At 72.6% G+C, this 24,016-nt stretch carries 17 protein-coding genes; 15 read left to right on the forward strand and 2 right to left on the reverse strand.

Annotation, left to right across the window (positions count from 1 at the left end; genetic code table 11):
* Nucleotides 1-132: 132 nt before the first annotated feature.
* The 3 genes from FHR37_RS03170 (at nucleotide 133) to FHR37_RS03180 (ending at nucleotide 2,829) form a co-directional block, all read left to right on the forward strand.
* Nucleotides 133-1,074 (forward strand): aldo/keto reductase, encoded by a 942-nt coding sequence (locus tag FHR37_RS03170; RefSeq protein ID WP_092886890.1) that lies wholly within the window; start codon nucleotides 133-135, stop codon nucleotides 1,072-1,074.
* 199 nt (nucleotides 1,075-1,273) lie between these two features.
* Complete coding sequence (gene moeZ / locus FHR37_RS03175) at nucleotides 1,274-2,446, forward strand: adenylyltransferase/sulfurtransferase MoeZ (protein ID WP_092886892.1); 1,173 nt, start codon at nucleotides 1,274-1,276, stop codon at nucleotides 2,444-2,446.
* Nucleotides 2,447-2,493: 47 nt separating this feature from the next.
* The gene (locus FHR37_RS03180; protein ID WP_092886894.1) at nucleotides 2,494-2,829 is read left to right on the forward strand and encodes an MGMT family protein; all 336 of its coding nucleotides are present in this window, start codon (nucleotides 2,494-2,496) and stop codon (nucleotides 2,827-2,829) included.
* Here FHR37_RS03180 and FHR37_RS03185 read toward each other — a convergent pair.
* Nucleotides 2,826-3,362, reverse strand: coding sequence for a GbsR/MarR family transcriptional regulator (locus tag FHR37_RS03185; RefSeq protein ID WP_092886896.1), 537 nt, complete (start codon nucleotides 3,360-3,362; stop codon nucleotides 2,826-2,828). The genes FHR37_RS03180 and FHR37_RS03185 overlap by 4 nt on opposite strands.
* A gap of 157 nt (nucleotides 3,363-3,519) precedes the next feature.
* Here FHR37_RS03185 and FHR37_RS03190 point away from each other — a divergent pair, with 157 nt between their 5' ends.
* The 5 genes from FHR37_RS03190 (at nucleotide 3,520) to FHR37_RS03210 (ending at nucleotide 13,295) form a co-directional block, all read left to right on the forward strand.
* Complete coding sequence (locus FHR37_RS03190) at nucleotides 3,520-3,657, forward strand: hypothetical protein (RefSeq protein WP_175542715.1); 138 nt, start codon at nucleotides 3,520-3,522, stop codon at nucleotides 3,655-3,657.
* Between the two features lie 167 nt (nucleotides 3,658-3,824).
* Entirely contained in the window at nucleotides 3,825-4,745 is a 921-nt protein-coding gene (locus FHR37_RS03195; protein WP_092886898.1) for an ABC transporter ATP-binding protein, read from the forward strand.
* Complete coding sequence (locus tag FHR37_RS03200) at nucleotides 4,742-6,346, forward strand: ABC transporter permease (RefSeq protein ID WP_092886900.1); 1,605 nt, start codon at nucleotides 4,742-4,744, stop codon at nucleotides 6,344-6,346. The genes FHR37_RS03195 and FHR37_RS03200 overlap by 4 nt, the downstream gene beginning before the upstream one ends.
* Before the next feature lie 134 nt (nucleotides 6,347-6,480).
* Nucleotides 6,481-9,801: an ATP-dependent helicase gene (locus tag FHR37_RS03205; protein WP_202818304.1), complete on the forward strand. Its 3,321-nt coding sequence runs from the start codon at nucleotides 6,481-6,483 to the stop codon at nucleotides 9,799-9,801.
* Nucleotides 9,798-13,295: an ATP-dependent helicase gene (locus tag FHR37_RS03210; RefSeq protein ID WP_175542716.1), complete on the forward strand. Its 3,498-nt coding sequence runs from the start codon at nucleotides 9,798-9,800 to the stop codon at nucleotides 13,293-13,295. The genes FHR37_RS03205 and FHR37_RS03210 overlap by 4 nt, the downstream gene beginning before the upstream one ends.
* A gap of 66 nt (nucleotides 13,296-13,361) precedes the next feature.
* Here FHR37_RS03210 and FHR37_RS03215 read toward each other — a convergent pair whose 3' ends face one another.
* A complete protein-coding gene (locus FHR37_RS03215) occupies nucleotides 13,362-14,345 on the reverse strand; it encodes an amidohydrolase family protein (protein ID WP_202818305.1) in 984 nt (327 codons plus the stop codon).
* A 238-nt stretch (nucleotides 14,346-14,583) separates the two neighbouring features.
* Between FHR37_RS03215 and FHR37_RS03220 the strand changes: the two genes are divergently transcribed.
* The 7 genes from FHR37_RS03220 (at nucleotide 14,584) to FHR37_RS03250 (ending at nucleotide 23,984) form a co-directional block, all read left to right on the forward strand.
* Nucleotides 14,584-15,738: a LacI family DNA-binding transcriptional regulator gene (locus FHR37_RS03220; protein ID WP_175542717.1), complete on the forward strand. Its 1,155-nt coding sequence runs from the start codon at nucleotides 14,584-14,586 to the stop codon at nucleotides 15,736-15,738.
* Nucleotides 15,739-15,745: 7 nt separating this feature from the next.
* Entirely contained in the window at nucleotides 15,746-16,513 is a 768-nt protein-coding gene (locus FHR37_RS03225) for a phytanoyl-CoA dioxygenase family protein (RefSeq protein WP_092886906.1), read from the forward strand.
* A 116-nt stretch (nucleotides 16,514-16,629) separates the two neighbouring features.
* Nucleotides 16,630-17,736: an ABC transporter ATP-binding protein gene (locus tag FHR37_RS03230; protein ID WP_139239119.1), complete on the forward strand. Its 1,107-nt coding sequence runs from the start codon at nucleotides 16,630-16,632 to the stop codon at nucleotides 17,734-17,736.
* Nucleotides 17,733-19,358, forward strand: coding sequence for a TCP-1/cpn60 chaperonin family protein (locus FHR37_RS03235; RefSeq protein WP_092886910.1), 1,626 nt, complete (start codon nucleotides 17,733-17,735; stop codon nucleotides 19,356-19,358). The genes FHR37_RS03230 and FHR37_RS03235 overlap by 4 nt, the downstream gene beginning before the upstream one ends.
* Nucleotides 19,351-21,261, forward strand: coding sequence for a WD40/YVTN/BNR-like repeat-containing protein (locus tag FHR37_RS03240; RefSeq protein ID WP_092886912.1), 1,911 nt, complete (start codon nucleotides 19,351-19,353; stop codon nucleotides 21,259-21,261). The genes FHR37_RS03235 and FHR37_RS03240 overlap by 8 nt, the downstream gene beginning before the upstream one ends.
* Before the next feature lie 80 nt (nucleotides 21,262-21,341).
* Entirely contained in the window at nucleotides 21,342-22,937 is a 1,596-nt protein-coding gene (locus FHR37_RS03245; RefSeq protein ID WP_175542718.1) for an ABC transporter substrate-binding protein, read from the forward strand.
* A gap of 9 nt (nucleotides 22,938-22,946) precedes the next feature.
* Entirely contained in the window at nucleotides 22,947-23,984 is a 1,038-nt protein-coding gene (locus FHR37_RS03250; RefSeq protein ID WP_139239121.1) for a carbohydrate ABC transporter permease, read from the forward strand.
* Nucleotides 23,985-24,016 lie beyond the last annotated feature (32 nt).

Here is a 24,016-nt window from a genome sequence, read left to right on the forward strand (position 1 = left end):
ATGATCGGCAACTTCACCGACGATGATCCACAACGATCCACAAACTGGCACAAGATGGCCACATCTGTCCGGTCGTTCGCAGAAGACTTTCGTGAGCGAACGTCTGTCGGCGCGAGGTCGTAAGGTCGCCGCATGCGCTATCGATCTCTTGGACGTTCCGGTCTGCTGGTCTCGGTCGTCGGCCTCGGCTGCAACAACTTCGGCGGCCGGCTCGACCTCGCCGCCACCCGTGCGGTCGTCGACGCCGCCCTCGACGCAGGCGTCACGTTGTTCGACACCGCCGACGTCTACGGCGGCCGCGGCGGCTCGGAGGAGCTGCTCGGCCAGGCGCTCGCCGGCCACCGCGACGAGGTGGTGCTGGCCACGAAGTTCGCCGGGGACATGGGGTACGGCCCGGTCGCGGGTGCGCCGGGAGGGCGTGCCTACATCCGTCGCGCGGTCGAGGCGTCACTGCGGCGGCTGCGCACCGACCACATCGACCTCTACCAGATCCACCGTCCGGATCCGGACACCCCGATCGAGGAGACCCTGGCCGCGCTGGACGAGCTGGTCAAGGAGGGCAAGGTCCGCTACCTCGGCCACTCCAACTTCTCCGGCTGGCAGCTCGCCGAGGCCCATCACGTCGCCCGCGAGCTCGGCACGACCGCGTTCGTCTCCGCCCAGAACCACTGGTCCCTGCTCGAGCGGGCGGCCGAGACCGACCTCGTGCCCGCTGCCGCGCACTACGGCGTGGGCGTGCTGCCCTACTTCCCGCTGGCCAACGGCCTGCTCACCGGCAAGGTCCGGCGCGGAGGCGCGATTCCGGAAAACTCCCGGCTGGCCGGCCGGGAAGGCTACGTCACCGAGGAGAAGCTCGACCGGGTGGAGGCGCTGGCCGCCTGGGCGAAGGAGCACGACCGGTCCTTGCTGGAGGTCGCCGTCGGCGGGCTGGCGGGGCGCCCGGTCTGCGGGTCGGTCATCGCCGGCGCCACCTCCGCGGAGCAGGTGCGGGCCAACGCCGCCGCGGCCGAGTGGGAGCCGACCGAGGCGGAGCTCGCCGAGATCGACCAGCTGGTGCCGCCGCCCGGACGCTGAGGTCCGCGCGTCCGGCGCCGCCTCGATCCGTCCGACCTGGTTGCGTGGCGTCACCGCCCGGCGACGCCACGACGATGCGTCCCGCTCGGGACCGGTGCCGACCACCCCGTCCGGGGCCTGTCGGTGGGGCGCGGGAACATGGGAGGCAAACCGGTGGTTGCCCCCGAAGAGGAACACCCGACAATCTGAGGAGTCAGACGTGTCCGTGCCGCCGCTCGTCGAGCCAGCCCCCGACCTCAGTGTGGACGAAGTACGCCGATACTCCCGGCACATCATCATCCCCGAGGTCGGCATGGACGGGCAGAAGCGCCTGAAGAACGCCAAGGTCCTCGTCATCGGGGCCGGTGGGCTCGGCAGTCCCGCCCTTCTCTACCTCGCCGCGGCCGGGGTGGGCACGCTCGGCATCGTCGACTTCGACGTGGTGGACGAGTCCAACCTCCAGCGCCAGGTGATCCACGGGCAGAGCGACGTCGGCAAGCCCAAGGCGGTGTCCGCCAAGGAGTCGATCGCCGAGATCAACCCGTACGTCAAGGTCAACCTGCACGAGGAGCGGCTCGACTCCGACAACGCCCTGGAGATCTTCGCCGACTACGACCTGATCCTGGACGGCACGGACAACTTCGCCACCCGCTACCTCGTCAACGACGCGGCGGTCATCCTCGGCAAGCCCTACGTCTGGGGTTCGATCTTCCGGTTCGAGGGCCAGGTCAGCGTGTTCTGGGCCGAGCACGGCCCGCACTACCGCGACCTCTACCCCGAGCCCCCGCCGCCCGGCATGGTTCCCTCCTGCGCCGAGGGCGGCGTGCTCGGCGTGCTGTGCGCCTCCATCGGCTCGGTGATGGTCAACGAGGCGATCAAGCTGATCACCGGCATCGGCGATCCGCTGATCGGCCGGCTGCTGATCTTCGACGCGCTGGAGATGAGCTGGCGCGAGCTCAAGGTCAACCGCGACCCCGAGACCGCGCCGGTCAAGGAGCTCATCGACTACGAGGCGTTCTGCGGCGTGATCTCCGACGAGGCGGCCGAGGCGGTGGTCGACTCCACCATCGACGTCCGCACCCTGAAGCAGTGGCTGGACGCCCGGGAGCGGGGCGAGCGCGACTTCTTCCTGGTCGACGTGCGAGAGCCCAACGAGTACGACATCGTCAACATCGACGGCGCCGTGCTGATCCCGAAGGGCGAGTTCCTCAACGGCCAGGCGTTCGAGAAGCTGCCGAAGGACAAGCAGGTCGTGCTGCACTGCAAGGTCGGCGGCCGCTCCGCGGAGGCACTGGCCGCGGCCAAGGGCGCGGGCTTCGCCGACGCCGTGCACGTCGCGGGCGGCATCTCAGCCTGGGTCAGCCAGATCGAGCCCGAGAAGCCGTCCTACTGATCCGCCTGATCCGCTTCCGCGGCTGAACCCGCAGGACCACCGAGCCGATGCCGTCCGAGGAGTACGTCGAGCGGGTGCTCTCCGTCGTGGAGCGCATCCCGCCCGGCGCCGTGCTCGCCTACGGCGACGTCGCGGAGTATCTCGGGGACGGCGGTCCCCGGCAGGTCGGCTGGGTGATGTCGCACTACGGCGGAAGCGTTCCCTGGTGGCGGGTCGTCCGTGCGGACGGGCGGCCCGCCGACTGCCACGCCGGCGAGGCGGTGCGCCGGCTGCGCGCGGAAGGCGCGCCGTTCCGGGAAACCTCCGGCCGGGTGGACATGGCCGCGGCCCGCTGGGACGGCGCGGCCGCGGACGGTCCCATGGTCGAGGAGGGCCCGACCTAGCTCCGCCTCGCCTTGGCCCTGTGCTCCGCCTTCGTGGTGCGCTCCGCCTCCCATTTCGCCATCAGGTCGACCAGGGCGCCGTCGATGAAGGTGTAGAAGTCGCGCATCTGTTCCATCCGCCGTCCGGACGGGGTGTCCGAGCCGCCGAGTGAACGAGCGCCCTCGTCGGCGAGCGCGGCGACGTTCGCCAGAGCTCCGCGCTTGTTGATCGAGGTCTCGTACCACACGTCGTCGGGCAGCCGGTAGCGATGCGTGCGGGAGCCGGGCACCGGCTCCCGGCTCAGCATCCCCAGGTGCTGCAGGTAGCGCACCGCGCCGGAGATCGCGGCCGCGCTGACCTCGAGCCGCTCGGCGAGCTCACCGGCGGTCAGCGTCTCCTCGTCGGCGGCCATCATCGTCAGCAGCACCCGGGCCGCCATCCTGGGGAAACCCCAGTCCTCGAAGACCATCGCCATGTGTTCGACGAACCGGCGTACCTTCTCCTCGTCGCGCTCCGCGGCCGGGCCGGCGTCCCTCGTGGTCTCGGTGGTCATGCTCGCCTCACCCTTCAGCAGCCGGTCACGAACTTCCTCAGCATAACGCTGTAAACAAACTTCACGAGTGTGTGAATCTCATGTAGCGTGCGAATCGTACGCCTCGGAGGTTGCCAGCCGCGATCCGTCGACTGCGCCGGGGCAGAGGAGAACCGCGATGAGCTCGCTGCAGGGCGCTCCGGCGCCGTGGCGGACAAACGCTCACCCATCCGTACGGCCGACCGGCCGCCTGGTCGCCCCCTCCAGGGCGCTGACCGCGGCCGCCCGCAAGGCCGACTCCGACCCGCCGCGCTGACCCCGCCGCTTAGGCCACGCCAGGGCCGGCCAAGCCGAACGAATCCGGACGGACGTAATGAATCCGTACGGACCTCCGGACGGTCCGGTCCGGTCCGGCACCCGCGAGCGGTAGCAGCGCATCTCCCCGACTCCACGACTTCCACGTACGACGAAGGACACACTTCGATGACCGACCTCGCAATCTCCGTGTCCGGGCTCCGCAAGAGCTTCGGCCGCACCGTCGCCCTGGACGACCTCGACCTGAGCGTCCGCGCCGGTGAAGTACACGGCTTCCTCGGCCCCAACGGCGCCGGGAAGTCCACCACCATCCGCGTCCTGCTCGGCCTGCTGCGCGCCGACGCGGGCCAGGTGAACCTGCTCGGTGGCGACCCGTGGAAGGACGCCACCTCCCTGCACCGGCGGTTGGCGTACGTCCCCGGCGACGTGACGCTGTGGCCCAGCCTGTCCGGCGGTGAGGTGATCGACCTGCTCGGCCGGCTGCGGGGCGGGCTCGACCCGCACCGCCGGGCCGACCTGCTGGAGCGGTTCGAGCTCGACCCGCGCAAGAAGGGCCGGGCGTACTCCAAGGGCAACAAGCAGAAGGTGGGGCTGATCGCCGCGCTCGCCTCCGACGTCGAGCTGCTGCTGCTGGACGAGCCCACGTCGGGCCTGGACCCCCTGATGGAGGAGGTGTTCCAGCAGTGCATCCACGAGGAACGCCAGCGTGGCCGGACGGTCCTGCTGTCCAGTCACATCCTCGCCGAGGTGGAGGCGCTGTGCGACCGGGTGAGCATCATCCGGCGGGGGCGCACGGTCGAGTCGGGCACGCTGGCCGAGCTCCGCCACCTCACGCGTACGTCCATCCAGGCCGACCTGGCCAGCCCGCCGAACGGTCTGGCGTCGCTGCCGGGTGTACACGATCTGCGGATCGACGGCACGCGGGTGCGGTGCGAGGTGGACACCAGCCAACTCGACGGACTGATGGCCGAGCTCACCCGCTCCGGCCTGCGCGGGCTGACCAGCCAGCCGCCCACCCTGGAGGAGCTGTTCCTGCGGCACTACCAGGACGACGTGTCCGGGGCCGAGCCGGCGGAGGTGGCCCGATGAGCGCCCTCGTCGGCACCCGCCGGATGGTGCGGCTGATCCTGCGCCGCGACCGATTCGTCCTGCCGTTGTGGATCGTGTTGCTCGGCCTGCTCCCGGCCAGCCTCGCGACCGGGACCCGCGACCTGTATCCCACCCTGGCCCAACAGGAGCAGTACGCCCAGACGGCCGGGACCAACCCCACCTTCCTGGCGTTGTACGGCCCACTGCACGCCAGCGGGCTCGGCGGCCTGGTCGCCCAGCGGGTCGGCTTCTTCCCGGTGGTGGTCGCGGTGATCAGCATCCTCGCCGTCGTCCGGCACACCCGGACCGAGGAGGACGCCGGTCGGCGCGAACTGCTCGGCGCCACCGTCCTCGGCCGGCAGGCCGGGTTGGCCGCCGCGCTGCTCGTCACGGTCTGCGCGAACCTCGCCTTCGGGCTGCTGATGGCGGCCGGCCTGGTTAGTGCGGGCCTGCCGGCCACCGGCTCGTACGCGCTGGGCTTCGCGTGCGCGCTGGGCGGCTGCGTGTTCACCGCGCTGGCCGGCCTGGCCGCCCAGCTCACCGAGGGGGCGGGTGCGGCCCGCGCGATCGCGCTCGGTGTGCTCGGGGCGGCGTTCGTGGTGCGGGTCGCCGGCGACATCGGCGGTCCGGACTCGGGTGCGGCCTGGCTGTCCTGGCTCTCGCCGATCGGCTGGTCGCACGCGGTCCGGGCGTACGGTGACGAGCGCTGGTGGGTGTTCGGCCTCGGTGCCGCGGTGACCGTACTCCTCGCCGTGGTGGCCGCCGCCCTGTCGGCGCGGCGCGACCTCGGGGCGGGGATCCTGCCGGCGCGGCTGGGCCCGGCGCAGGCCTCGCCGGGACTGTCCGGTGCGTTCGGCCTGGCCTGGCGGCTGCACCGCGGGTTGCTGCTCGGCTGGACCATCACGCTGGCGCTGCTCGGCGTGGTGTACGGCGGGGTGGCCGACGGCGTACGCGACATGATGAACGGCAGCCCGCAGCTGACGGAGATGTTCCAGCGCATGGGCGGCCAGTCCGCCATCGTCGACGCCACCCTCGCGGCCATGCTCGGCACGCTCGGCCTGATCGCGTCGGCGTACGCCGTGCAGGCGGCACTGCGGATGCGCGCGGAGGAGACCGGCGGCCGGGCCGAACCCGTCCTGGCCACCGCCGTCGGCCGGGTGACCTGGGTGGCGAGCCACCTCGGGTTCGCGCTGCTCGGCCCGACGGTGGCGCTGGCCGCCGCCGGGATCACCGCCGGACTCGCGCACGGCGCCAACACCGGCGACGTGGCGGGTCAGCTGCCCCGCGTCCTCGCCGGTGCGATGGTGCAGTTGCCCGCGGTGTGGGTGCTCGCCGGCGTCGCGATGGCGCTGGTCGGGCTGGCGCCGCGGCTGGCCGGGGTCGCCTGGGCGGTGTTCGCGGCGTTCCTGCTGGTGGGTCAGGTGGGCGTGCTGCTCGGCCTGAGCCAGAAGGTGCTCGACCTCTCGCCCTTCACCCACATCCCGCGGCTGCCGGGCGGGCACGCGTCCGCCACGCCGTTGCTGTGGCTGACGTTGGTCGCCGCGGTGCTCGTGGTCGCCGGGCTGGCCGGCGTACGGCGACGGGACGTGCCGGTCGGCTGAGGCTGGCCCGGCGGCACGCTCGGTCGGCAGCCGTTCGCGGACGACGCGGGCGGCTGCCGACCGGCTTGTCCAAGGGGGCTGTCCCCCGGGGCTGTCCGAAGGAGCTGTCGGCGCGGTCTGATGGAATGCGGGGCGTGTCGGTCGTTTCCGTCTCTTCCGTCTCTTCCGGTTCCTCCGGTTCGCCCGGTTCCCCGGCCTCGCCCGGCGGTTCGGGCGCGCCGGCCTACCGCCTCGTCCGGCGCCCCCGGTCCAGCGACCCGGCACGGCTGACCGGCCCCGAGCTCGACGAGTCCCAGCGGCGGGTCGTGGAGCATCGCGGGGGTCCGCTGCTGGTGCTCGCCGGGCCGGGCACCGGAAAGACGACCACGCTGGTGGAGGCCGCGGTCGACCGGATCGAGCGGGACGGCATCGAGCCCGAGCACGTGCTGCTGCTGACGTTCGGACGGCGGGCCGCCGCCGAGTTGCGCGACCGGATCGCCGCCCGGCTCGACCGCACCATCCGCGAGCCGCTCGCCCGCACCTTCCACTCCTACGCCTTCGGTCTGCTGCGCAACGACGCGGTGCTGAACGACCTGCCGGTGCCGAGGTTGCTGGCCGGCCCGGAGCAGGACCTGATGATCCGCGACCTGCTGCGCGGCGACGTCGAGGAGTTCGGGGCGAAGGACTGGCCGACCCGGCTGCGGCCGGCGCTCGGCACCCGCGGGTTCGCCCAGGAGCTGCGCGACCTGTTGCTGCGGGCGGCCGAGCGGGGGATCGAGCCGCCGGGCCTGGGTGCCCTCGGCCGGCAGCAGCGCCGCGACGACTGGCGGGCGGCGGCGAGGTTCGCCCGGCAGTACGCCGCGATCACCGCGCTGCGCCCGGAGACTCCCGCCTACGACCCGGCCGAGCTGGTCCGGGCCGCGGTCGACCTGCTGCGCGCCGACCCCGAGCTGCTCGCCCGGGAGCGGGCCAACCGGGCCGTGGTGTTCGTGGACGAGTACCAGGACACCGACCCCGCCCAGGAGGAGCTGCTGCGGCTGCTCGCCGGCGGCGGCCGTGAGCTGGTGGTGGTCGGCGACCCCGATCAGTCCATCTACGCCTTCCGTGGTGCGGACAGCGAGGCGATCCGCCGGTTCACCGAACGCTTTCCCACCGTCGGCGGGACCGACGCGCCCACGGTGGCGCTGACCCGCAGCCGCCGGGCCGGGGCCACGCTGCTGAAGGCGTCCCGTCGGATCACCGACCGGCTGGGTGGGCCGCCGGCGCACCGCCGCCTGGTCGCCGAGCCCGGCTCGTCGCCGGGAGAGGTGCAGGCGCATCTGCTGCACACCCGTAACCAGGAGGCGTCGTTCGTCGCGCAGCGGCTGCGGGAGGCGCACCTCGTCGACGGCGTGGAGTGGTCGCGGATGGCCGTGCTGGTCCGCGCCGCGTCGTACATCCCGCTGCTGCGCCGCAGCCTCGCCGCCGCCGGCGTGCCCGCGACCGTCCGGCTGGAGGAGACGCCGCTGGTCGACCAGCCGGCCGTACGCCCGCTGCTGACCGTCCTCTCGATCGCGACGGAACGCACCGAGCTCACTTCGGAGGAAACCCTCGACCTGTTGGTCAGCCCGTACGGCGGCGCCGACGCGCTCGCCCTGCGCCGGCTGCGGCAGGAGCTGCGCCGCAGCGAGCTGGCCGCCGGGGGCAAGCGGTCCTCCACTGTCCTGCTGGTCGAGGCACTGGCCGACCCGCGGGTGCTGATCCCGCTCGATCCCGCCGCCACCGCACCGGCGCGCCGGATCGGGCACCTGCTCACCGCCGCCGTCGAGGCCGTGGAGGCGCCGAACGCCACCGCCGAGACCGTGCTGTGGGCGGTGTGGTCGGCCGGCCGGGTGTCCGACCGCTGGGCACGCCGCGCCGCGTCCGGTGGACCGGGCGCGTCCGCGGCCGACCGTGACCTGGACGCGGTGACCGCGCTGTTCGACATGGTCGCGCGGTTCGTGGACCGGATGCCGGCGGCAGGTCCGGCGGTGTTCCTGGACCACCTGCTCGGCCAGGAGATTCCCGCCGACACGCTCGCGCCCCGGGCACCGGAGGGCGACACGGTCACGGTGCTCACGGCACACGCCTCGAAGGGGCTCGAGTGGGACGTCGTGGCGGTGGTCGGCGTACAGGAGGGGGTGTGGCCCGACCTGCGGCTGCGCGGCTCCCTGCTGGGTTCGGAGTCGCTGGTCGACCTGGTCGCCGGGCGTGACCCGTCGCCGGTGGTCACGGTGAGCCATCTGCTCGCCGAGGAGCGCCGGCTGTTCTACGTCGCCGTCACCCGCGCGCGGCGGCGGCTGATCGTCACCGCCGTGTCCAGCGAGGAGACGCACCCGTCCCGGTTCGTCGACGAGCTGGTGCCCTGGAGCGGCCCGGGCGAGGAGCGTCCGCTCACCCGGGTGCCCCGCGGTCTGGAGCTGGCGGCGGTGGTGGCCGAACTGCGGTCGGTGGTGTGCGCCCCCGGCAACGGGACCGGCGCCGGCACCGGCTCGGACGAACCCGACGACCCGCGCCGGCTGGCCGCCGCGCACCAGCTCGCCCGGCTGGCCGCCGCCGGCATCCGCGGCGCCGATCCGGCCGAGTGGTACGCCGTGGCGCCGCTCACCGACGACGCGCCGCTGCGCGGACCGGAGGAGCAGGTCCGGGTCTCGCCCAGCAAGGTGGAGGCGTTCGCCCGCTGCGCGCTGCGCTGGCTGCTGGAAAGCTGCGGCGGCAACGCCGGGGATCTGCTCAGCCAGGGTGTCGGCACCCTCGTACACGACCTGGCGTACGACGTGGCGATCGGCGCGGTCGTGCCCGACGAGATCATGTCGGCGTTCGAGACCCGCTGGGCGCGGCTGGACAGCGGCACCGGCTGGCACTCCCGCCGCCAGCACGAACACGCCCGCACCCTGGTCGAGCGGCTCTCCGGCTGGCTGCGGAGCAACCCGCGGGAGCTGGCCGCGGCCGAGGAGACGTTCGCCGTCGAGGTCGGCCGGGCCGTGCTGTCCGGCCGGGTCGACCGGCTCGAACGCGACGCCGAGGGGCGGCTGGTGGTGGTCGACCTGAAGACCGGCAAGAGCAAGCCGGTGGCCGCCGACCTGCCCATGCACCCGCAACTCGGCGCCTACCAGCTCGCGGTCGAGCAGGGCGGGTTCGAGCGCGGCCCCGAGGAGGGTACGGCGGACGGCCCCGGGGATGGTTCCAAGAGCAGCCCAGAGGACGGCGCGGAGGGCGGCCCGCGGTCGGGTGGCGCGGTTCTGGTCCAGCTCGGCAGCGGGTCGAAGGTCACCGAGCAGTCGCAGCCGCCGCTGTCCGGCGCCGAGGACCCGAAGTGGGCGCAGCGGCTGGTCGAGGAGACGGCCGAGGGCATGGCCGCGGCCGACTTCGACGCCACCGAGAACCGCTGGTGCGGGGTGTGCCCGTCCCGGAGGTCCTGCCCGTTGCACGTCGAGGGTGGCCAGGTGACCCCGTGACCGACCGACTGTCCGCCACCCAGCTCGCGCTGCCGCTGGTCCGCGCCGACGGTGTCCGCTACACCGCCGTCGACCTGGCCCGGCTGTTGCGGCAGCACCCGCCGACCGCCGAACAGGCCGCGGTGATCCAGGCGCCGCTGGAGCCGGGCGTGATCGTCGCCGGCGCCGGTTCGGGCAAGACCGAGACGATGGCCGCCCGGGTCGTGTGGCTGGTCGCCAACGGGCTGGTGCTGCCCGAGCAGGTGCTCGGCCTCACGTTCACCCGCAAGGCGGCACGGGAGTTGTCGGCCCGCATCCGGCATCGGCTCGGCCAGCTGAGGGCCCGCGGTCACGTCAGCGTGGAAGCCGACGGGGACGCACCGCCCGGCGAGGTCAACGTCGCCACCTACGACGCCTACGCCCAGCGCATCGTGTCCGAACACGCGTTGCGGCTCGGGCGCGAGCCGGCCTCACGGCTGGTCACCCCGGCCACCGCCTGGCAGTACGCCACCCGGGTGGTGGAGACCTACGACGGGCCGATGGACGCGGTGGAGGCGGCGTTCTCCACCGTGGTCGACGCTGTCCTCGCCCTGCACGGCGAGATGAGCGGCCACCTGGTGACGGCCAGGCAGATCGCCGACTTCACCGCCGACCTGGTGGCCACCGTGACCAGCAAGCCCGCGGTCGCGCGCACCCGCAAGGCGCTGTACAGCAACGTCGCGGAGGCACTCGCCCGCCAGCAGGCACGGGTCGCCCTGCTGCCGCTGGTGCAGGCGTTCGAGGCGGAGAAACGCAAGCGGGAAGCGGTGGACTTCGCCGACCAGGCCGCGCTGGCCGCCCAGCTGGCCGAGGGTTTCGAGGAGGTCGGTGAGCGGGAACGCGAGCGCTACCCGATCGTGTTGCTGGACGAGTACCAGGACACCAGCCATGCCCAGCTGGCGATGCTGCGCGGGCTCTTCGGTGACGGCACCGGCCACCCGGTCACCGCCGTCGGCGACCCGTGCCAGTCCATCTACGGCTGGCGGGGCGCCAGCGCCGCGACGCTGGCGTCGTTCGGCAGCCACTTCCGCACCTCCGGCGGTGCGTCCGCGCCGACCCGCTCGCTCACCACCAGCTTCCGCAACGGCTCCTCGGTCCTCGCGGTGGCCAACGTCCTGGCCACGCCGCTGCGTCAGGGCGGCCTCGACGTACGAGAGTTGGCCGCGCATCCGGCCAACCCGAAGGGCCGGGTCGTGGTGTCGCTGCACCACACCGTGGAGGACGAGGCGGCCGACGTCGCGGTCCGCGCGCGGACGGTGTGGGACGCCGACGCGGACAACCGCGCCAAGGGGAAGCCGGGACGTACGGTCGCGGTGCTGGTCCGGCGCCGCAGCCAGATCGACCGGCTGGCCCACGCGTTGCGCGATGCCGGGTTGCCGGTGGAGGTGGTCGGCGTCGGCGGCCTGCTGTCGGCGCCCGCGGTCACCGACGTGGTGGCGACCCTGCGGGTGCTCGCCGACCCGGGCCGCGGCGACGCGCTGATGCGGCTGCTCACCGGGGCCAGGTGGCGGATCGGCCCACGTGACCTGGACGCCCTCGGCCGGTGGGCTCGCCGGCTGGCCGCCGCCCCCGGGCTGTCCGGCGCCGGATCGAGTGGATCGGAGGGCTCGGAAGGAACGGGTGGAACGGACGGAGCCGGATCGGCCGAGCCAACAGCGTCAGCAGGGTCGGCAGCGTCAGCAGGGTCGGCAGAGTCAATGGGGTCGGCAGGGTCAACGGGGTCGGCCGGGTCGGACGAGCAGGCCGAGCCCGACGACGTGGACAACGCCAGCATCATCGACGCCCTGGACGCGGTGGACACCGCACCCGCAGACGGCTGGTTCTCACCGGAGGGGCGCCGGCGGCTCACGCTGTTCGCCCACGAGCTGCGATCGCTGCGCCGGCGGGCCGCACAGCCGCTGGTCGACCTGGTGGCCGACGTCGTACGCACTCTCGGACTGGACGTGGAGATCGCCGCCCGTACCGGCGACGTGGCGGTGAGCCGGGCGGACCTGGACGCCTTCCTCGACGTCGCCGTCGGGTTCGCCGAGAGCGGCGAGGGCGTCTCGGTGGCGGCGTTCCTCGCCTACCTCGACGCGGCCGACACCGAGGAACGCGGCCTGGAGCCCGGGCAGGTGGAGGTCGCCGAGGAACGCGTCCAGGTACTCACCGTGCACGGTGCGAAGGGTCTGGAGTGGGACGTCGTGTTCGTACCCGGCCTGGTGGAGGGCGTCTTCCCGACCGCCGGCGCGAAGGACAAGGCCTGGCTGACCGACCTGGGCGCGCTGCCGTTCCCGCTCCGCGGAGACCGGGACGCACTCCCGGTGCTCGACGTCGAGCACACGCTGGACCAGAAGGAGGTCAAGGAGGCGTTCGACCAGTTCGTCGAGGACTGTGGCGAGCGTGCCCGGATCGAGGAACGCCGGCTCGCCTACGTCGCGGTCACCCGCGCGCGGCAGTTCCTGGTCTGCTCCGGCTACCGCTGGGACGAGACCCAACGGCCGCGGGAGCCGGGGGAGTACCTCCTGGAGATCGCCGACGCCTGCCGCGCCGGTGCCGGCAAGGTCGGCATCTGGCACGGTGAGGTCGACCTGGAGGCGGGGAACCCGCTGACCGCACAGCCACGCCGGCACGCGTGGCCCTACGACCCGCTCACCTCGCGGCGCCGCACCGAGCTGGAGGTGGGAGCCGAGCTCGTCCGCCGGTCCAAGGCCGAGCTCGAGGCCGAGCGTGAGCTTCCCACGGAGGTGGCGCAGGCGGCCCTGGAATGGCAGCGGGACGTCGACCTGCTGCTCACCGAACGAGCCCGCCGGGTGAACCGCGACGAGATCGTCGTCACCCTGCCCGACCGGATGTCGGTGAGCCAGTTGGTGCAGTTGAAGCGCGAGCCGGAGGCGCTGGCGCGGTCGATCCGCCGGCCGGTCCCGCACGCGCCCAATCCGCTGGCCCGGCGGGGCACCGCGTTCCACGCCTGGCTGGAGTCGCGGTACGGCCTGCAGCAGTTGCTCGACATCGACGAGCTGCCCGGTTCGGCCGACGCGGAGGCCGAACCCGACGACGACCTCATCGCGTTGCAGGAGGCGTTCCTCGCCTCGGAGTGGGCCGACCGTGAGCCGCTCGAGGTCGAGGTGCCGTTCGAGCTTCTGGTCGGCGGCGTGGTCGTTCGCGGTCGCGCCGACGCCGTGTTCCCGGTCAGAGGCGGCGGCTCACCCGGGTCGGTGACCGCGGTCGTCGGCGGCCGGTCGGTCACCGCGATCGAGGTGGTCGACTGGAAGACCGGGCGACCGCCACGAGACGCAGAGGACGAGGCCGCCCGCACGGTGCAGTTGGCCGCGTACCGGCTGGCGTGGGCCCGGCTGACCGGGTTGCCGCTGGAGCAGGTGCGGGCCGCGTTCCACTACGTACGCCACAACCGGACCGTCCGGCCCGTCGACCTGCTCGACGCCGAGGGCCTGGAGGCACTCATCGCCGGTGTCCCCGAAGAGGACGGCGACTGACGCGGGTGGCGACCGGGAACCCCGGGTCCGGGTGTCCTGCGAAGCACCAGGAGCGGGACCGGCGCGTCAGCCGGCGGTCGGCGCCGCCCACAGCCGGTCCGGGCCGATTCGGTAGAAGTCGCACGCGGTGCCGAAGAACACCGCGCGTTGTTCGCTCGCCGACAGGTCGGCGGTGAGGTCCTGGAAGCCGCCGAAGATCTGCGCGTACGTCGCCCACAGTGCGTCCACCGGGAAGTTGCTCGCGAACATGCACCGCTGCGGGCCGAACAGCTCGAGGGTGGTGAGCACCACCTCCCGCTGCAGGTCCGGTGTCCAGGTGGTGTGTGGAACCCCCAACCCGGAGATCTTGCAGTACACGTTGGGGTTTCGCGCCACCAGTCGCATCGCGTTCCGCCAACCGGCCAGTCCGGGTAGTGACCGGTCGGCCGGCAACCCGGTGTGGTTGAGGACGATCCGGGTGCGGTCGAACTCCGCCGCGAGGTCGGCCGCCTCGTGCAGGTGCCACCACGGGACCTGCAGTTCGTAGTGCAGGCCGAGCGGCGCCAACCTCGCGAACCCTTCCCGCCAGCGCGGGTCGGTCATCGACGTGGGTTCGGACCGCGCCCGGTCCGGGGTGGGCGCGCCGCCGGGCTTGTGCCGGATCCCGCGGGTCAGCGGCGCGGCGGCGACCGCCGCCAGGTGTTCGGCGACGTCGGGTGCGTCCAGCACCGCGTGCCCGACGACCACGCTGGGCACGCCCGTCTTCTCCGCCAGCCCGCTCACCCAGGCGATCTCCGACAGCGTGTCGTCGACCCGCCACTCCGTCTCCACGAAGACGCTGCCCACCACGTCGAGCCCGCGGCCGGCGACGGTGGCGACGTCGGCGCGGAAGTCGGCCGGCAGGTAATCGCGCCGGATGCGCCCGTAGTCGCCGTACCGGAACGCGATCATCGGTTCCTCGACCAGCCACGGCTGCCCGCCCAGGCCGAGGTCCCACACGTGGTGGTGCGCGTCGACGACGGGACCGGTGTAGGGGCTCATCGCGGCCGCGTCGTCGAATGGCGAACGCATTTCGGCATGGCCATATTCGACCGCGCGGAACGCTTTCCGGAAAGCGCGTTGCCGGTTTCCAGACGGCCGAATACGGCTGAACTTTCAGTGTTCTCTTCACTTGTCGAAATGAGTGCGAAAGTGCTTGCCCGACTCCTGTCCACGACAGGACAGGGGCGTTCCCCGCTACGGACATGTGCACGTAACGTCCACGCAGACAGGGATCTGCCGAATGTTCAGTGAAACGCGAGGAGTGCGGATGGGGGCACGGCGGCGGTCGACACTGCGCGAGGTCGCTGCGCGTGCCGGTGTTTCGATCGGCACTGCCTCGGGTGTCTTCACCAGCAATGCGTCCGTTTCCGAACAGGCCCGCACAGCGGTGCTGGCGGCCGCGGAGGAAATCGGCTACCAACCGCGCCGGCGGCCGGCGGACACTCTCGCCGCGGGCGTTTCGGCGTTCGGCCTGCTGGCCCGTGGTGAGCACTACGTCGGGCCGGCAAACCCCTTCTACGGCCCGGTTCTCTACGGCGCCCAGTCGGCGATCGCGGCGCTCGGGGTGTCGTTGGTGATGGAAACCCTGCACGACGGCGACCTCGACGGCCGCGGGCTTCCGCTGGTGCTGCGCCGCCGGCAGGCGCAGGGGCTGCTGCTGGCGGGTTACCACGAACACCGCTACGTCGCGAGGTTGCTGGAGACCGGGACACCCTGCGTGCTGATCGACCATCTGGTCGAGGACCTGCCGGTGGACTGCGTACGCGCCGACGACCATCGTGGCGGCTACCTGGCCACCACCCACCTGCTCGACCTGGGGCACCGCGACCCGCCACCGGCCATCATCACCGGGCCGTCGACGGCGTACTCCATCACCGCGCGGCTGGCCGGATATCACCGGGCGCTGGCGGAGTACGGCGTCCCTGCCGACCCCGCCTACGTCCGCGGGGGCCGGTTGTGCGCGGAGAGCGGGCGGGAGGAGATGGCCGCGCTGCTGGACCTGCCGGTGCCGCCGACCGCGGTCTTCTGCGGCAACGACAACACCGCCCTCGGCGCGATCGACCTGCTCCGCGAACGAGGAATCGCCGTGCCCACGGACGTCTCGGTGATCGGGTACGACGACATCGCGATGGCCGCGCACAGCGTTCCCGGGCTCACCACCATCGCCGTCGACAAGGAACTGCTCGGCATGCAGGCGGTGTGGAACCTCACCGAGCGGCTGCGCTTTCCGCACATGGGCTGGCGGGAGACCCGGGTCGGCGTGCACCTGGTGGTCCGCGGATCCACCGCACCACGCAACCCTCCCGCACCGCCACACGAGCCGGTCCGGCGGTCCCGGCCGGCCACCACGACCTCGGCCACCACGAACCTCACCACCTCGGCGACCTCAACCACCTCCACGACCTCAACCACACAAGGGTGATCGACAGATGCGGCTGACCACGGCCGACAAACAGGCGTTGTACGACGACGGTCTCGTCCGCCTGCCCGGGATCGTTCCCAGCGAGCTTGTCAACGCGGCCTTGCGAGCGATCAACGGATCCCTCGGTTCCGAGGGCATCCATCCCGACGAGCTGGTGACCTTCCGGTCCCGGTCCTACACCCCCGAACTGCAGACCTCGCCGGCCATCACCGACCTGCTGTACCGGTCCCCGCTGTGGGAGGTCGCGGAGTCCGCGATCGGGGAGGGCGCGATCACGCCGGTGAACGGCGGTCAGATCGCGTTGCGCTTCCCCACCCCGGACGCGCCACACGACCCGCACGCCCACATCGACGGCATGTACAGCCCGCACAACGGTGTGCCCAAGGGGACGATCGCCAACTTCACCGCACTGGTGGGGGTGTTCCTCAGCGACGTACCCACGCCGTACGCCGGGAACTTCACCGTCTGGCCGGGAAGCCACCGCCGGTACGAGAGCTACTTCCGCGAGCACGGCCCGGACTCCCTGCTAAACGGTATGCCGGACGTGGAGGTGGCCGAGCCGGTGCAGGTCACCGCCCGGGCCGGTGACGCGGTGCTGGCCCACTACCAGCTCGGGCACGGCATCGCCGGCAACGCCTCCCCGCACATCAGGTATGCGATCTTCTTCCGGCTCAGTCACGTCGACCACCAGTCGGTGCGCTGGGAGTGCATGACCGACATCTGGCGGGAGTGGGCGGGGATGCGCGACGTGGCGGCGGACGCGCCGGCCACCTGACCCCGACCGATCCGTCTACCTACAAGGCGAGCCGACTCGCCAACCGATCCGCCAACCGAATCGCCAACCGACAAAGCGATCCGACCCGCGAACTGATCCCGGAAGGAGTGGTTGCCGTGCCCACCCTGGAGGTACGCGGCCTGGTGAAGCAGCTCGGTGACCACCGGGCGGTCGACGGCATGTCGTTCACGGTCGAGGACGGGCAGTTCTTCGTACTCCTCGGCCCGTCCGGCTGCGGCAAGACGACCACCCTGCGGATCGTCTGCGGGCTGGAGCATCCCGACGCGGGCGAGGTCGTCATCGGTGGCCGGGACGTGACCTCGCTGCCCTCGCGCGACCGCAACCTCGGGATGGTCTTCCAGGAGTACGGCCTCTACCCGAGCATGGACGTCTTCGGCAACATGGCGTACGGACTGCAGGCCCGCGGCGGCGTGGCCAAGGACGAGATCGAACGCCGCATCCGGGCGGCCGCGGACCGGCTCGACCTCGGCCCGCTGCTGAGCTCGCCGATCACCGACCTGTCCGGCGGCGAGCAGCAGCGGGTGGCGCTCGGCCGGGCGATGGTGAAGGACGCCGACGCGTACCTCTTCGACGAGCCGCTGTCCAACCTGGACCCGAAGCTGAGGTACCGGCTGCGCCGCGACATTCTCGCCCTGCACCGCGACAAGGGCCGCCCGAGCGTCTACGTCACCCACGACCAGACCGAGGCGTTCGCGATGGGCGACGTGGTGGCGGTGCTGGCCAACGGCCGGGTACAGCAGATCGGCCCGCCGGACGAGCTGGCCGAACGCCCCGCCAACGTGTTCGTCGCCGGCTTCGTCGGCTCCCCGCCGATGAACCTGCTGCCCGCCCGGCTGCGGCCGGTGAACGGCGCGTACGTCGCGCACGGGCCGGACGGATCAGACACGGCCCTCCCGCTGCCGCCGGCGTGGAGCGACACGCTGTCGCGGTACGGCAAGGAGCAAGTGACGGTGGGCATCCGCCCCGACGCGCTGGTGCCGGCCGCCGACGGCGACGCGGCCATCAGCGGCGAGGTCACCGACGTGGAGCCGCTGATCGGGGAGACGGTGGTCCGGCTGCGGACAGCGGGCCGGATGATGGCCGCGATCTTCCGGGCCGGCGAGGAAGGCTCGCTCGCCCCCGGCGACTCCGTACGCCTCGACGTCGCCCCCGAGGGGCTGCGGCTGTTCGACCACGACAGCGAACAGGCGCTGATGCCATGACAACCAGGACCACCGCGACTGCATCGGCTGCCGGCCGGGCCGATGGGCTGGCGGCCGGCTTCGACACTCTCGCCCGGCTGCTCGCGCTCACCCTCGGCCCGGGCCGGGGCGTGGTGCTCAACGACGCCGGCGGCGGGACCGCCGAGGGCCTGGCCGATGCGGCGACCATCGCGCGCCGGGTCACCGCCCTGCCCGAACGCGGTGCGAACGCGGGCGCCGCGGTGCTGCGTGAGGCGGTACGCACGGTGGTCGCCCGGCACGGCGACGGCGGCGCCACCACCGCGGTGCTGACCGCGGCGATCGTCCGGCACGCGCGCCGGATGGTGGCCGCCGGCGCCAACCCGGTGCTGGTCCGGGACGGGATCACGGCCGCGGTCCGGTGCGCCGCCGACGAGCTGAAGGGCCAGGCGAGTCCGGTCACCGGGCGGGACGACCTGGCCGGGCTGGTCGCGGCGGCCGGCGGTGACCGGGCGCTGGCTGCGTCGGTCGGGGAACTGCTGGACGTGCTGGGCCCCGACGGGGCGGTCGTGGTGGAGGAGTCCGTACGTACCGGCGTGACGCACGACTACGTGGACGGCAGCCGGTGGCCCGCTCGCCCGGCCGGGCCCGAGCTGCTGTCCGGCGGTGGCGCGTTCGGCGGTTCGCACACCGAGCTGACCCTGGCCGACCCGGCGGTAGTGGTCGCGGACGTCGTACTCGACGACCCGGCGCAGGTCGTCCCGATCCTGGAGGCGGTGCGTGCGCTGCCCGGCCGGCCGCCGCTGCTGCTGGTGGCCCGGGACGTGACCGGCGGCGCAGCCACGACGTGCCTGCTGAACGACCGCCGCGGGCTGGTGGTGACCGCGCCGGTCGTCCTCACCACGGCCGGCGTCCGGCAGGGTGAGGACCTCGCCGACCTGGCGCTGCTGACCGGTGCCACCGTGCTGTCGCCGGAGTCCGGCCGCCCGCCCGAGCGGTTCGTCCCGGCGTACGCCGGCCGGTCGCGGCGCGCCGTCGTGCGGTCCGGTCAGCTGTCCGTCGCCGGCGGTGCCGGCGACCGGGGCACGCTCGTCGAACTGGCCGCTCGGCTGCGGACCCGGGCCTGGGAGCTCGGCGACGGCGCGGAGGCGACCACGCGTACCGCCGACCGGATGTGGCTGCGTCAGGCGCGTCTGCTCGGCCGGGTCGGTGCGGTCAAGGTGGGTGCGGACACCGAGGCCGAACGCGAGGACCGGCTGCGGACCGCCCGCCGGGCCGTGCGGCTCGCCCGGACCGCGCTGCGGGACGGTGTGGTGGCCGGCGGCGGGGTGGCCTATCTGGACTGCGTTGATGCCGTACGCACGGCGCGGGCGCACTGCACCGACTCCGACCGTGCCGCCGGCATGGACGCGGTGGCGGCCGCCCTGGAGACGCCGTTCCTGCGGATGGTCGCCAACGCCGGCCGCCGCGAACCCCGGGTGGCACTGGCCGCGGTTCGCGCGCTCGGGCCCGGCCACGGGATCGACGTACTGACCGATCGGTGCCTGCCGATGCGAGCGGCCGGGGTGCTCGACGTCGCGGGCGTGGCCGTCGCCGCATTGGAGGCGGCCGGCGCCACCGCCGGTGTCCTGGTGTCGGCATCGGTGGTGAGCGGCCGTGGGTGAACCGGCGAGCCCGATCCTGTCCGCCGCGGCGGGTCCCCGGCCGGGAGAACTGTGGCTGGGCGGGGTCGGCGGGGTGGTGTCCACCGGCACGTCCGGCGAGGCCGGCGCGTCCGGCGCGTCCGGCGGCGCGGCGGCCGGGGTGAACGGTCCGCTGACCTGCGTGGCCGCGCTCGGGACCGTGGCGGGCCGGCTGCTCGCCGGTGGCGCTGAGGGGATCGCGCGCCGCGGCGCCGGCGGCTGGGACCTCGCCCAGGTGCAGGGGAGCGGCGCCCCCGTGGTGGCATTCCTCGACGTACGGATGCCCGGAGCTGATGTGGATCCGGCGGGCCCCGGTGAGAGCCGTGAGGACCGCGAGGATCACGACGGCGACGTCGTCCTCGCGGCCACGCTCGGGGACGGCGTACTCCGCAGCGCCGACGGTGGGCGTACGTGGGAGCCGGTGTTCGGGCTGGCCGACATCGAGGTCACCGCGCTGGCCCGCACGCCCTGCGGGCGGCTGCTCGCGGGTACGCCGGAGGGCGTCTTCGCCAGCGAGAACGCCGGCCGGGCCTGGCGACCGGCCGGGCACGATCCGGGGCACGATCTGCCGGGTTCGGACGAGCAGGTGGCGGCGTTCGCGGTGGCGGCGTTCGCGGTGGCCGCGGACGGCACGGTCGTCGCCGGACTGGAGTCCGGCGACCTGTGGGGCTCCGCCGACGACGGGCGGACCTGGGCGCCGATCGGCTCGCTCCCGGCGCCGGTCACCGCGCTGGTCGCGACCTCGGCCGGAACCCTGCTCGCGGGTACGTCCGGCGCGGGGGTGTGGCGGTCCGCCGGTGGCGCCGGCTGGTACGAGACGGCACCGGAGAAGCCGGCAGGGACGGTGTACTGCCTGCTGGCCGACGGCACGACGACGTACGCCGGCACCGACACCGGCCTGCTGGTCAGCCGCGACGACGGCCGCACCTGGTCCGAGGTCGGCGTGCCCTCCACCGCCGACCTGGACCGGATGGTCTGGTGGGACGACCGGCCGCTGCTCGCCGGGCCCCGGTCGGGGATCGTCCGTCCGGCCGCCGCGCCGAACGAGTGGCAGTCGCTGCCGGGAGTGCCGTTTCCCCTGCTGGGGCTGGGAGTCGCGCCCGACGGTGCGCTGCTGGCGTCCGGGCCGGACGGGCTGTTCCGGCGGACGCCGGCCGACGCCGACTGGACCCCGGTGGTGGAGGGGAGTGTCGGGGAGGTCGGCCGGTTGGCGTTCGCCGCGGACGGGCGCGGCTGGGCGGCGCCGGCCCGGCACGGTGACACGCTGCTGCACAGTGCCGACGCCGGGCGTACCTGGAGCCGGCACCCGGCGCCGTTCGGCACCTTCCCGCTCGCCGCGCTGGGCTGGGCCGGGCAGGATGCACTCGTGGCGGCGACGTTCGACCACCGGCGCAATCTCGTGACCGTCTTCGACTCCGGCGACGGCGGCCGGACCTGGCGAACGCAGCTCACCGCCGAGACGGCGTGGCCGGACGTGCACGTCGCCCGCGCCGGCGCCGACGGCCCGGCCGTGCTCGGCATCGGGCGGCTGGTGCTCCGCCGCGATGGCGACGGCGGCTGGGAACACCTGGCGACCTTCGAGACAGGCGTACGGGCGATGACCGGTACGCCAACCGGCCTGGCCGTCCTCACCGGGGACGGACTCTGGTCGTACGACCTGCCGACCAGCACCGGCTCGGGGTCCGGCCCGGCACCCGGCCCGGGCACCAGCCGAGTGACCGGCACCGACGGTACCGATGGCACCGACGACACCGGCTGGCGCCGCGTCGAGGACGCCCCGGACCCGGCGTCGGCGTACGACCTTGCCGGCCGCGGCGACGAGCTCCTCGTCCTGCTCGCGGGCGGCGGCGTGTGGACCTCGATTCCGACGAGGAGGGGACGATGAACACCGATCCCGCAAGTCCGAGAACGCCCGCGCCGCAAGGATCCGCGGCTGCGCCCACCCGACGGCAGATGCTGTCCCTGATGGCGTCGGGGACCTTCCTCGCCGCCGGCGGCGGGCTACTGAGCTCGTGCGCGCGCCGGGGTGCCAGCACCGACGGCCATGTCGTACTGAAGACGTCGGGCGGCTGGCCGTGGGGCCCGATGCCGACGAAGAAGGAACAGAAGGCCAACCCGGGAACGAAGTCCTACGCGGACGTGCTCGGCGCCTGGATGGACAAGAACCCCGGCGTCACGATCCAGGACGTCAAGCTGGACGTGTGGAACCAGCAGACGCTGTCCACCGCGATCACCGGCGGCACCGCGCCCTCGATGTTCCCCGGTGACGTGCTCGGCGGCTGGAACCGCCAGGCGGTGCGCGCGGCGATGGCGCAGGGGCTGTCGGCCGACGTGACCGAGCATCTGAAGGCGCACGACATCGTCGGCAAGCTGGAGACCTACGTCAAGCCCATCTGGGAGAAGTGGCAGGTCGACGGGAAGTTCTACGCCGCGCCGTGGATCTACAACGTCGGGACCGGCCTGCACTACCGCGTCGACCTGGTTCGCGAACTGGGGCTGAAGGAACCGACGCCGGACTGGACCTGGGACGACGTACGCACCCTCGCCAAGGGCCTCACCGAGGGCAAGCGCAAGGGAATCGTCCTGCAGGGCTGGGGCCTGAACATGCGGATGAGCGCGGACGGGATGGACTTCCACGGCAAGCTGCCCGCACCGTCGACGAACTGGAACTGGCGCTGGGACTACCTGTCCGGCGCGGACCGCTGGGTGCCGCTCATCCAGGGCATGCGGGACATGGTCTACAAGGACAAGAGCGTGCTCGCCGACGTGAGCATGGGCGACGGCGACACGCTGGCGGCGTTCGTCCGCGGCGACGCCGCGATCCACAACAACACGGTGATCTTCTTCGCCAACACGCCGGGCAGTGACACCGCACCGGCCGACCTGGCCGCCCGGCTGAAGAAGCCGATGGAGGACGTCGTGGGGTGGATGACCCAGCCGGTAGGCCTGAACGGGCGTACCGGCACCACCCAGGGACAGGTGGACCTGGTCGGCTTCTCACCCGACATGGACGACCTCGCCCTGGACAAGGCGATCAGCCTGCACGCGTGGATGAAGGGACCGGGCTGGGTCGAGCAGAAGAAGGCGACGTACGCGGCCACCAAGGATGCCAAGCGGGTCTTCGACGGGGCCGACTTCATGCCGTTGTTCGCCGGGCTGCTGGAGCAGATGCCGGTCACTCCCGACGACGCGTGGGGCAAGCCGTTCATGGATCAGGTGCGCCGGGCGTCGAAGATCCCGCTGGTGCCGAACGAGGCGTTCTACTTCCCTGCGGAGCTCAGCCCCGGGCCGACCGGGACCGCCCGCGACGACATGACGTCGCGGTGGGCGAACGAACGCGGCACCCTCGACCTGCGCGGCGACCTGGCGAAGATGCAGGCGACGATGAACGCGCAGGCGGGGAGCTTCTCCTCCAGCACCTCCGACCCGGACTTCGTCAAGGCTGCCCGGGAGTACTTCGGCGCGCACGACACCTACTGGCGGGACAACGCACCGGACTACCACCGCGACGTCTTCTCGCCGTGGTACCAGAACTCCGTCCTGCCGGCCCTGAAGGGATGAGCGGCACCGATGACTGGTGAACGAGTGATTCCCGGGGCCGCGGGCTCCGGCCAGAACTCCGGCGACGACCGGAACTCTCCAGGTACGCGGGGCGCGGCGCCGACCGCGGCGCCGACCGCGGTGACCGAACCTCCCGGCACCGCGACTTCCCAAGCCACGCAGGGAAAGAGCACCGTGGCGGCGCCCAGGCTGAGCCGCCGGCGCCGGCTGGAGGGTGCGCTGTTCGTCGCGCCGGCGTTCCTCTTCCAGCTGTCGTGGGGGTGGTACCCCCTGTTGATGGCGTTCGTCATCAGCTTCACCAACGCCCGCTTCCGCGGCCCGGTGGAGTTCACCGGGCTGACCAGCTACCTGCGGATGTGGCGGGACCCGCTGGTCGGCGAGGCGTTCAAGGTCACCGCGATCTACACGGTGCTGAGCCTCGGGCTGACGTTCATGATCCCGGTGGTGGTGGCGATCCTGCTGATGGAGATGCCGCGCCGGCACATCCGCTGGATGATGCTGCTGTGGTTCCTGCCGTTGTCGGGAATCGCCAGCACGCTGTTGTTCCGGTACATGTTCAACGCGCAGTACGGCCTGTTCCAGTGGGTGGCCACCGAGGTCCTGCACCTGTCGCCGCAGCCGTTCCTCAACAGCGGCAACCAGGTGCTGTTCTGGCTGGTCTTCCCCGGCATCCTGTTCTTCGGGCCCGGGCTGATCTACATGGCAACCCTGCAGGGGATTCCGGCCTCCTACTACGAGGCGGCCGAGATCGAGGGCGCGGGCTTCTGGCGCAAGATCTGGACCATCTCGCTGCCCCGGCTGCGACCCGTCATCTCGATGTTGCTGATCTTCGCGGTGATCGGATCCTCACAGGCGTTCGAGTTTCCGCTGATCATGACCGGCGGCGGGCCGGGCGGTGCCAGCCGCACCGTCGTCATGTATCTCTACGAGCTCATGCGCAGCCTGCGCTACGCCGACGCGACCGCACTCGGCGTCTTCCTCTTCGTGGTGACGATGGTGCTGGTCGTCATCCAGCGCAGGTTCTTCCGCGAGGACCCCGACCAGTAGGCCACGGACCAGTAGAACGGTAGGAGGACCGA

The sequence above is a fragment of the Actinopolymorpha cephalotaxi genome, from assembly GCF_013408535.1.
Taxonomy (GTDB): Bacteria; Actinomycetota; Actinomycetes; order Propionibacteriales; family Actinopolymorphaceae; genus Actinopolymorpha; species Actinopolymorpha cephalotaxi.

Excerpts from the sequence above, each read along its gene's own strand:
- FHR37_RS03170 (WP_092886890.1), top strand. The coding sequence starts at position 133 with ATGCGCTATCGATCTCTTGGACGTTCCGGTCTGCTGGTCTCGGTCGTC.
- FHR37_RS03180 (WP_092886894.1), top strand. The coding sequence starts at position 2,494 with ATGCCGTCCGAGGAGTACGTCGAGCGGGTGCTCTCCGTCGTGGAGCGC.
- FHR37_RS03185 (WP_092886896.1), bottom strand. The coding sequence starts at position 3,362 with ATGACCACCGAGACCACGAGGGACGCCGGCCCGGCCGCGGAGCGCGAC.
- FHR37_RS03190 (WP_175542715.1), top strand. The coding sequence starts at position 3,520 with ATGAGCTCGCTGCAGGGCGCTCCGGCGCCGTGGCGGACAAACGCTCAC.
- FHR37_RS03195 (WP_092886898.1), top strand. The coding sequence starts at position 3,825 with ATGACCGACCTCGCAATCTCCGTGTCCGGGCTCCGCAAGAGCTTCGGC.
- FHR37_RS03200 (WP_092886900.1), top strand. The coding sequence starts at position 4,742 with ATGAGCGCCCTCGTCGGCACCCGCCGGATGGTGCGGCTGATCCTGCGC.
- FHR37_RS03215 (WP_202818305.1), bottom strand. The coding sequence starts at position 14,345 with ATGCGTTCGCCATTCGACGACGCGGCCGCGATGAGCCCCTACACCGGT.
- FHR37_RS03220 (WP_175542717.1), top strand. The coding sequence starts at position 14,584 with ATGGGGGCACGGCGGCGGTCGACACTGCGCGAGGTCGCTGCGCGTGCC.
- FHR37_RS03225 (WP_092886906.1), top strand. The coding sequence starts at position 15,746 with ATGCGGCTGACCACGGCCGACAAACAGGCGTTGTACGACGACGGTCTC.
- FHR37_RS03235 (WP_092886910.1), top strand. The coding sequence starts at position 17,733 with ATGACAACCAGGACCACCGCGACTGCATCGGCTGCCGGCCGGGCCGAT.
- FHR37_RS03245 (WP_175542718.1), top strand. The coding sequence starts at position 21,342 with ATGGCGTCGGGGACCTTCCTCGCCGCCGGCGGCGGGCTACTGAGCTCG.
- FHR37_RS03250 (WP_139239121.1), top strand. The coding sequence starts at position 22,947 with ATGACTGGTGAACGAGTGATTCCCGGGGCCGCGGGCTCCGGCCAGAAC.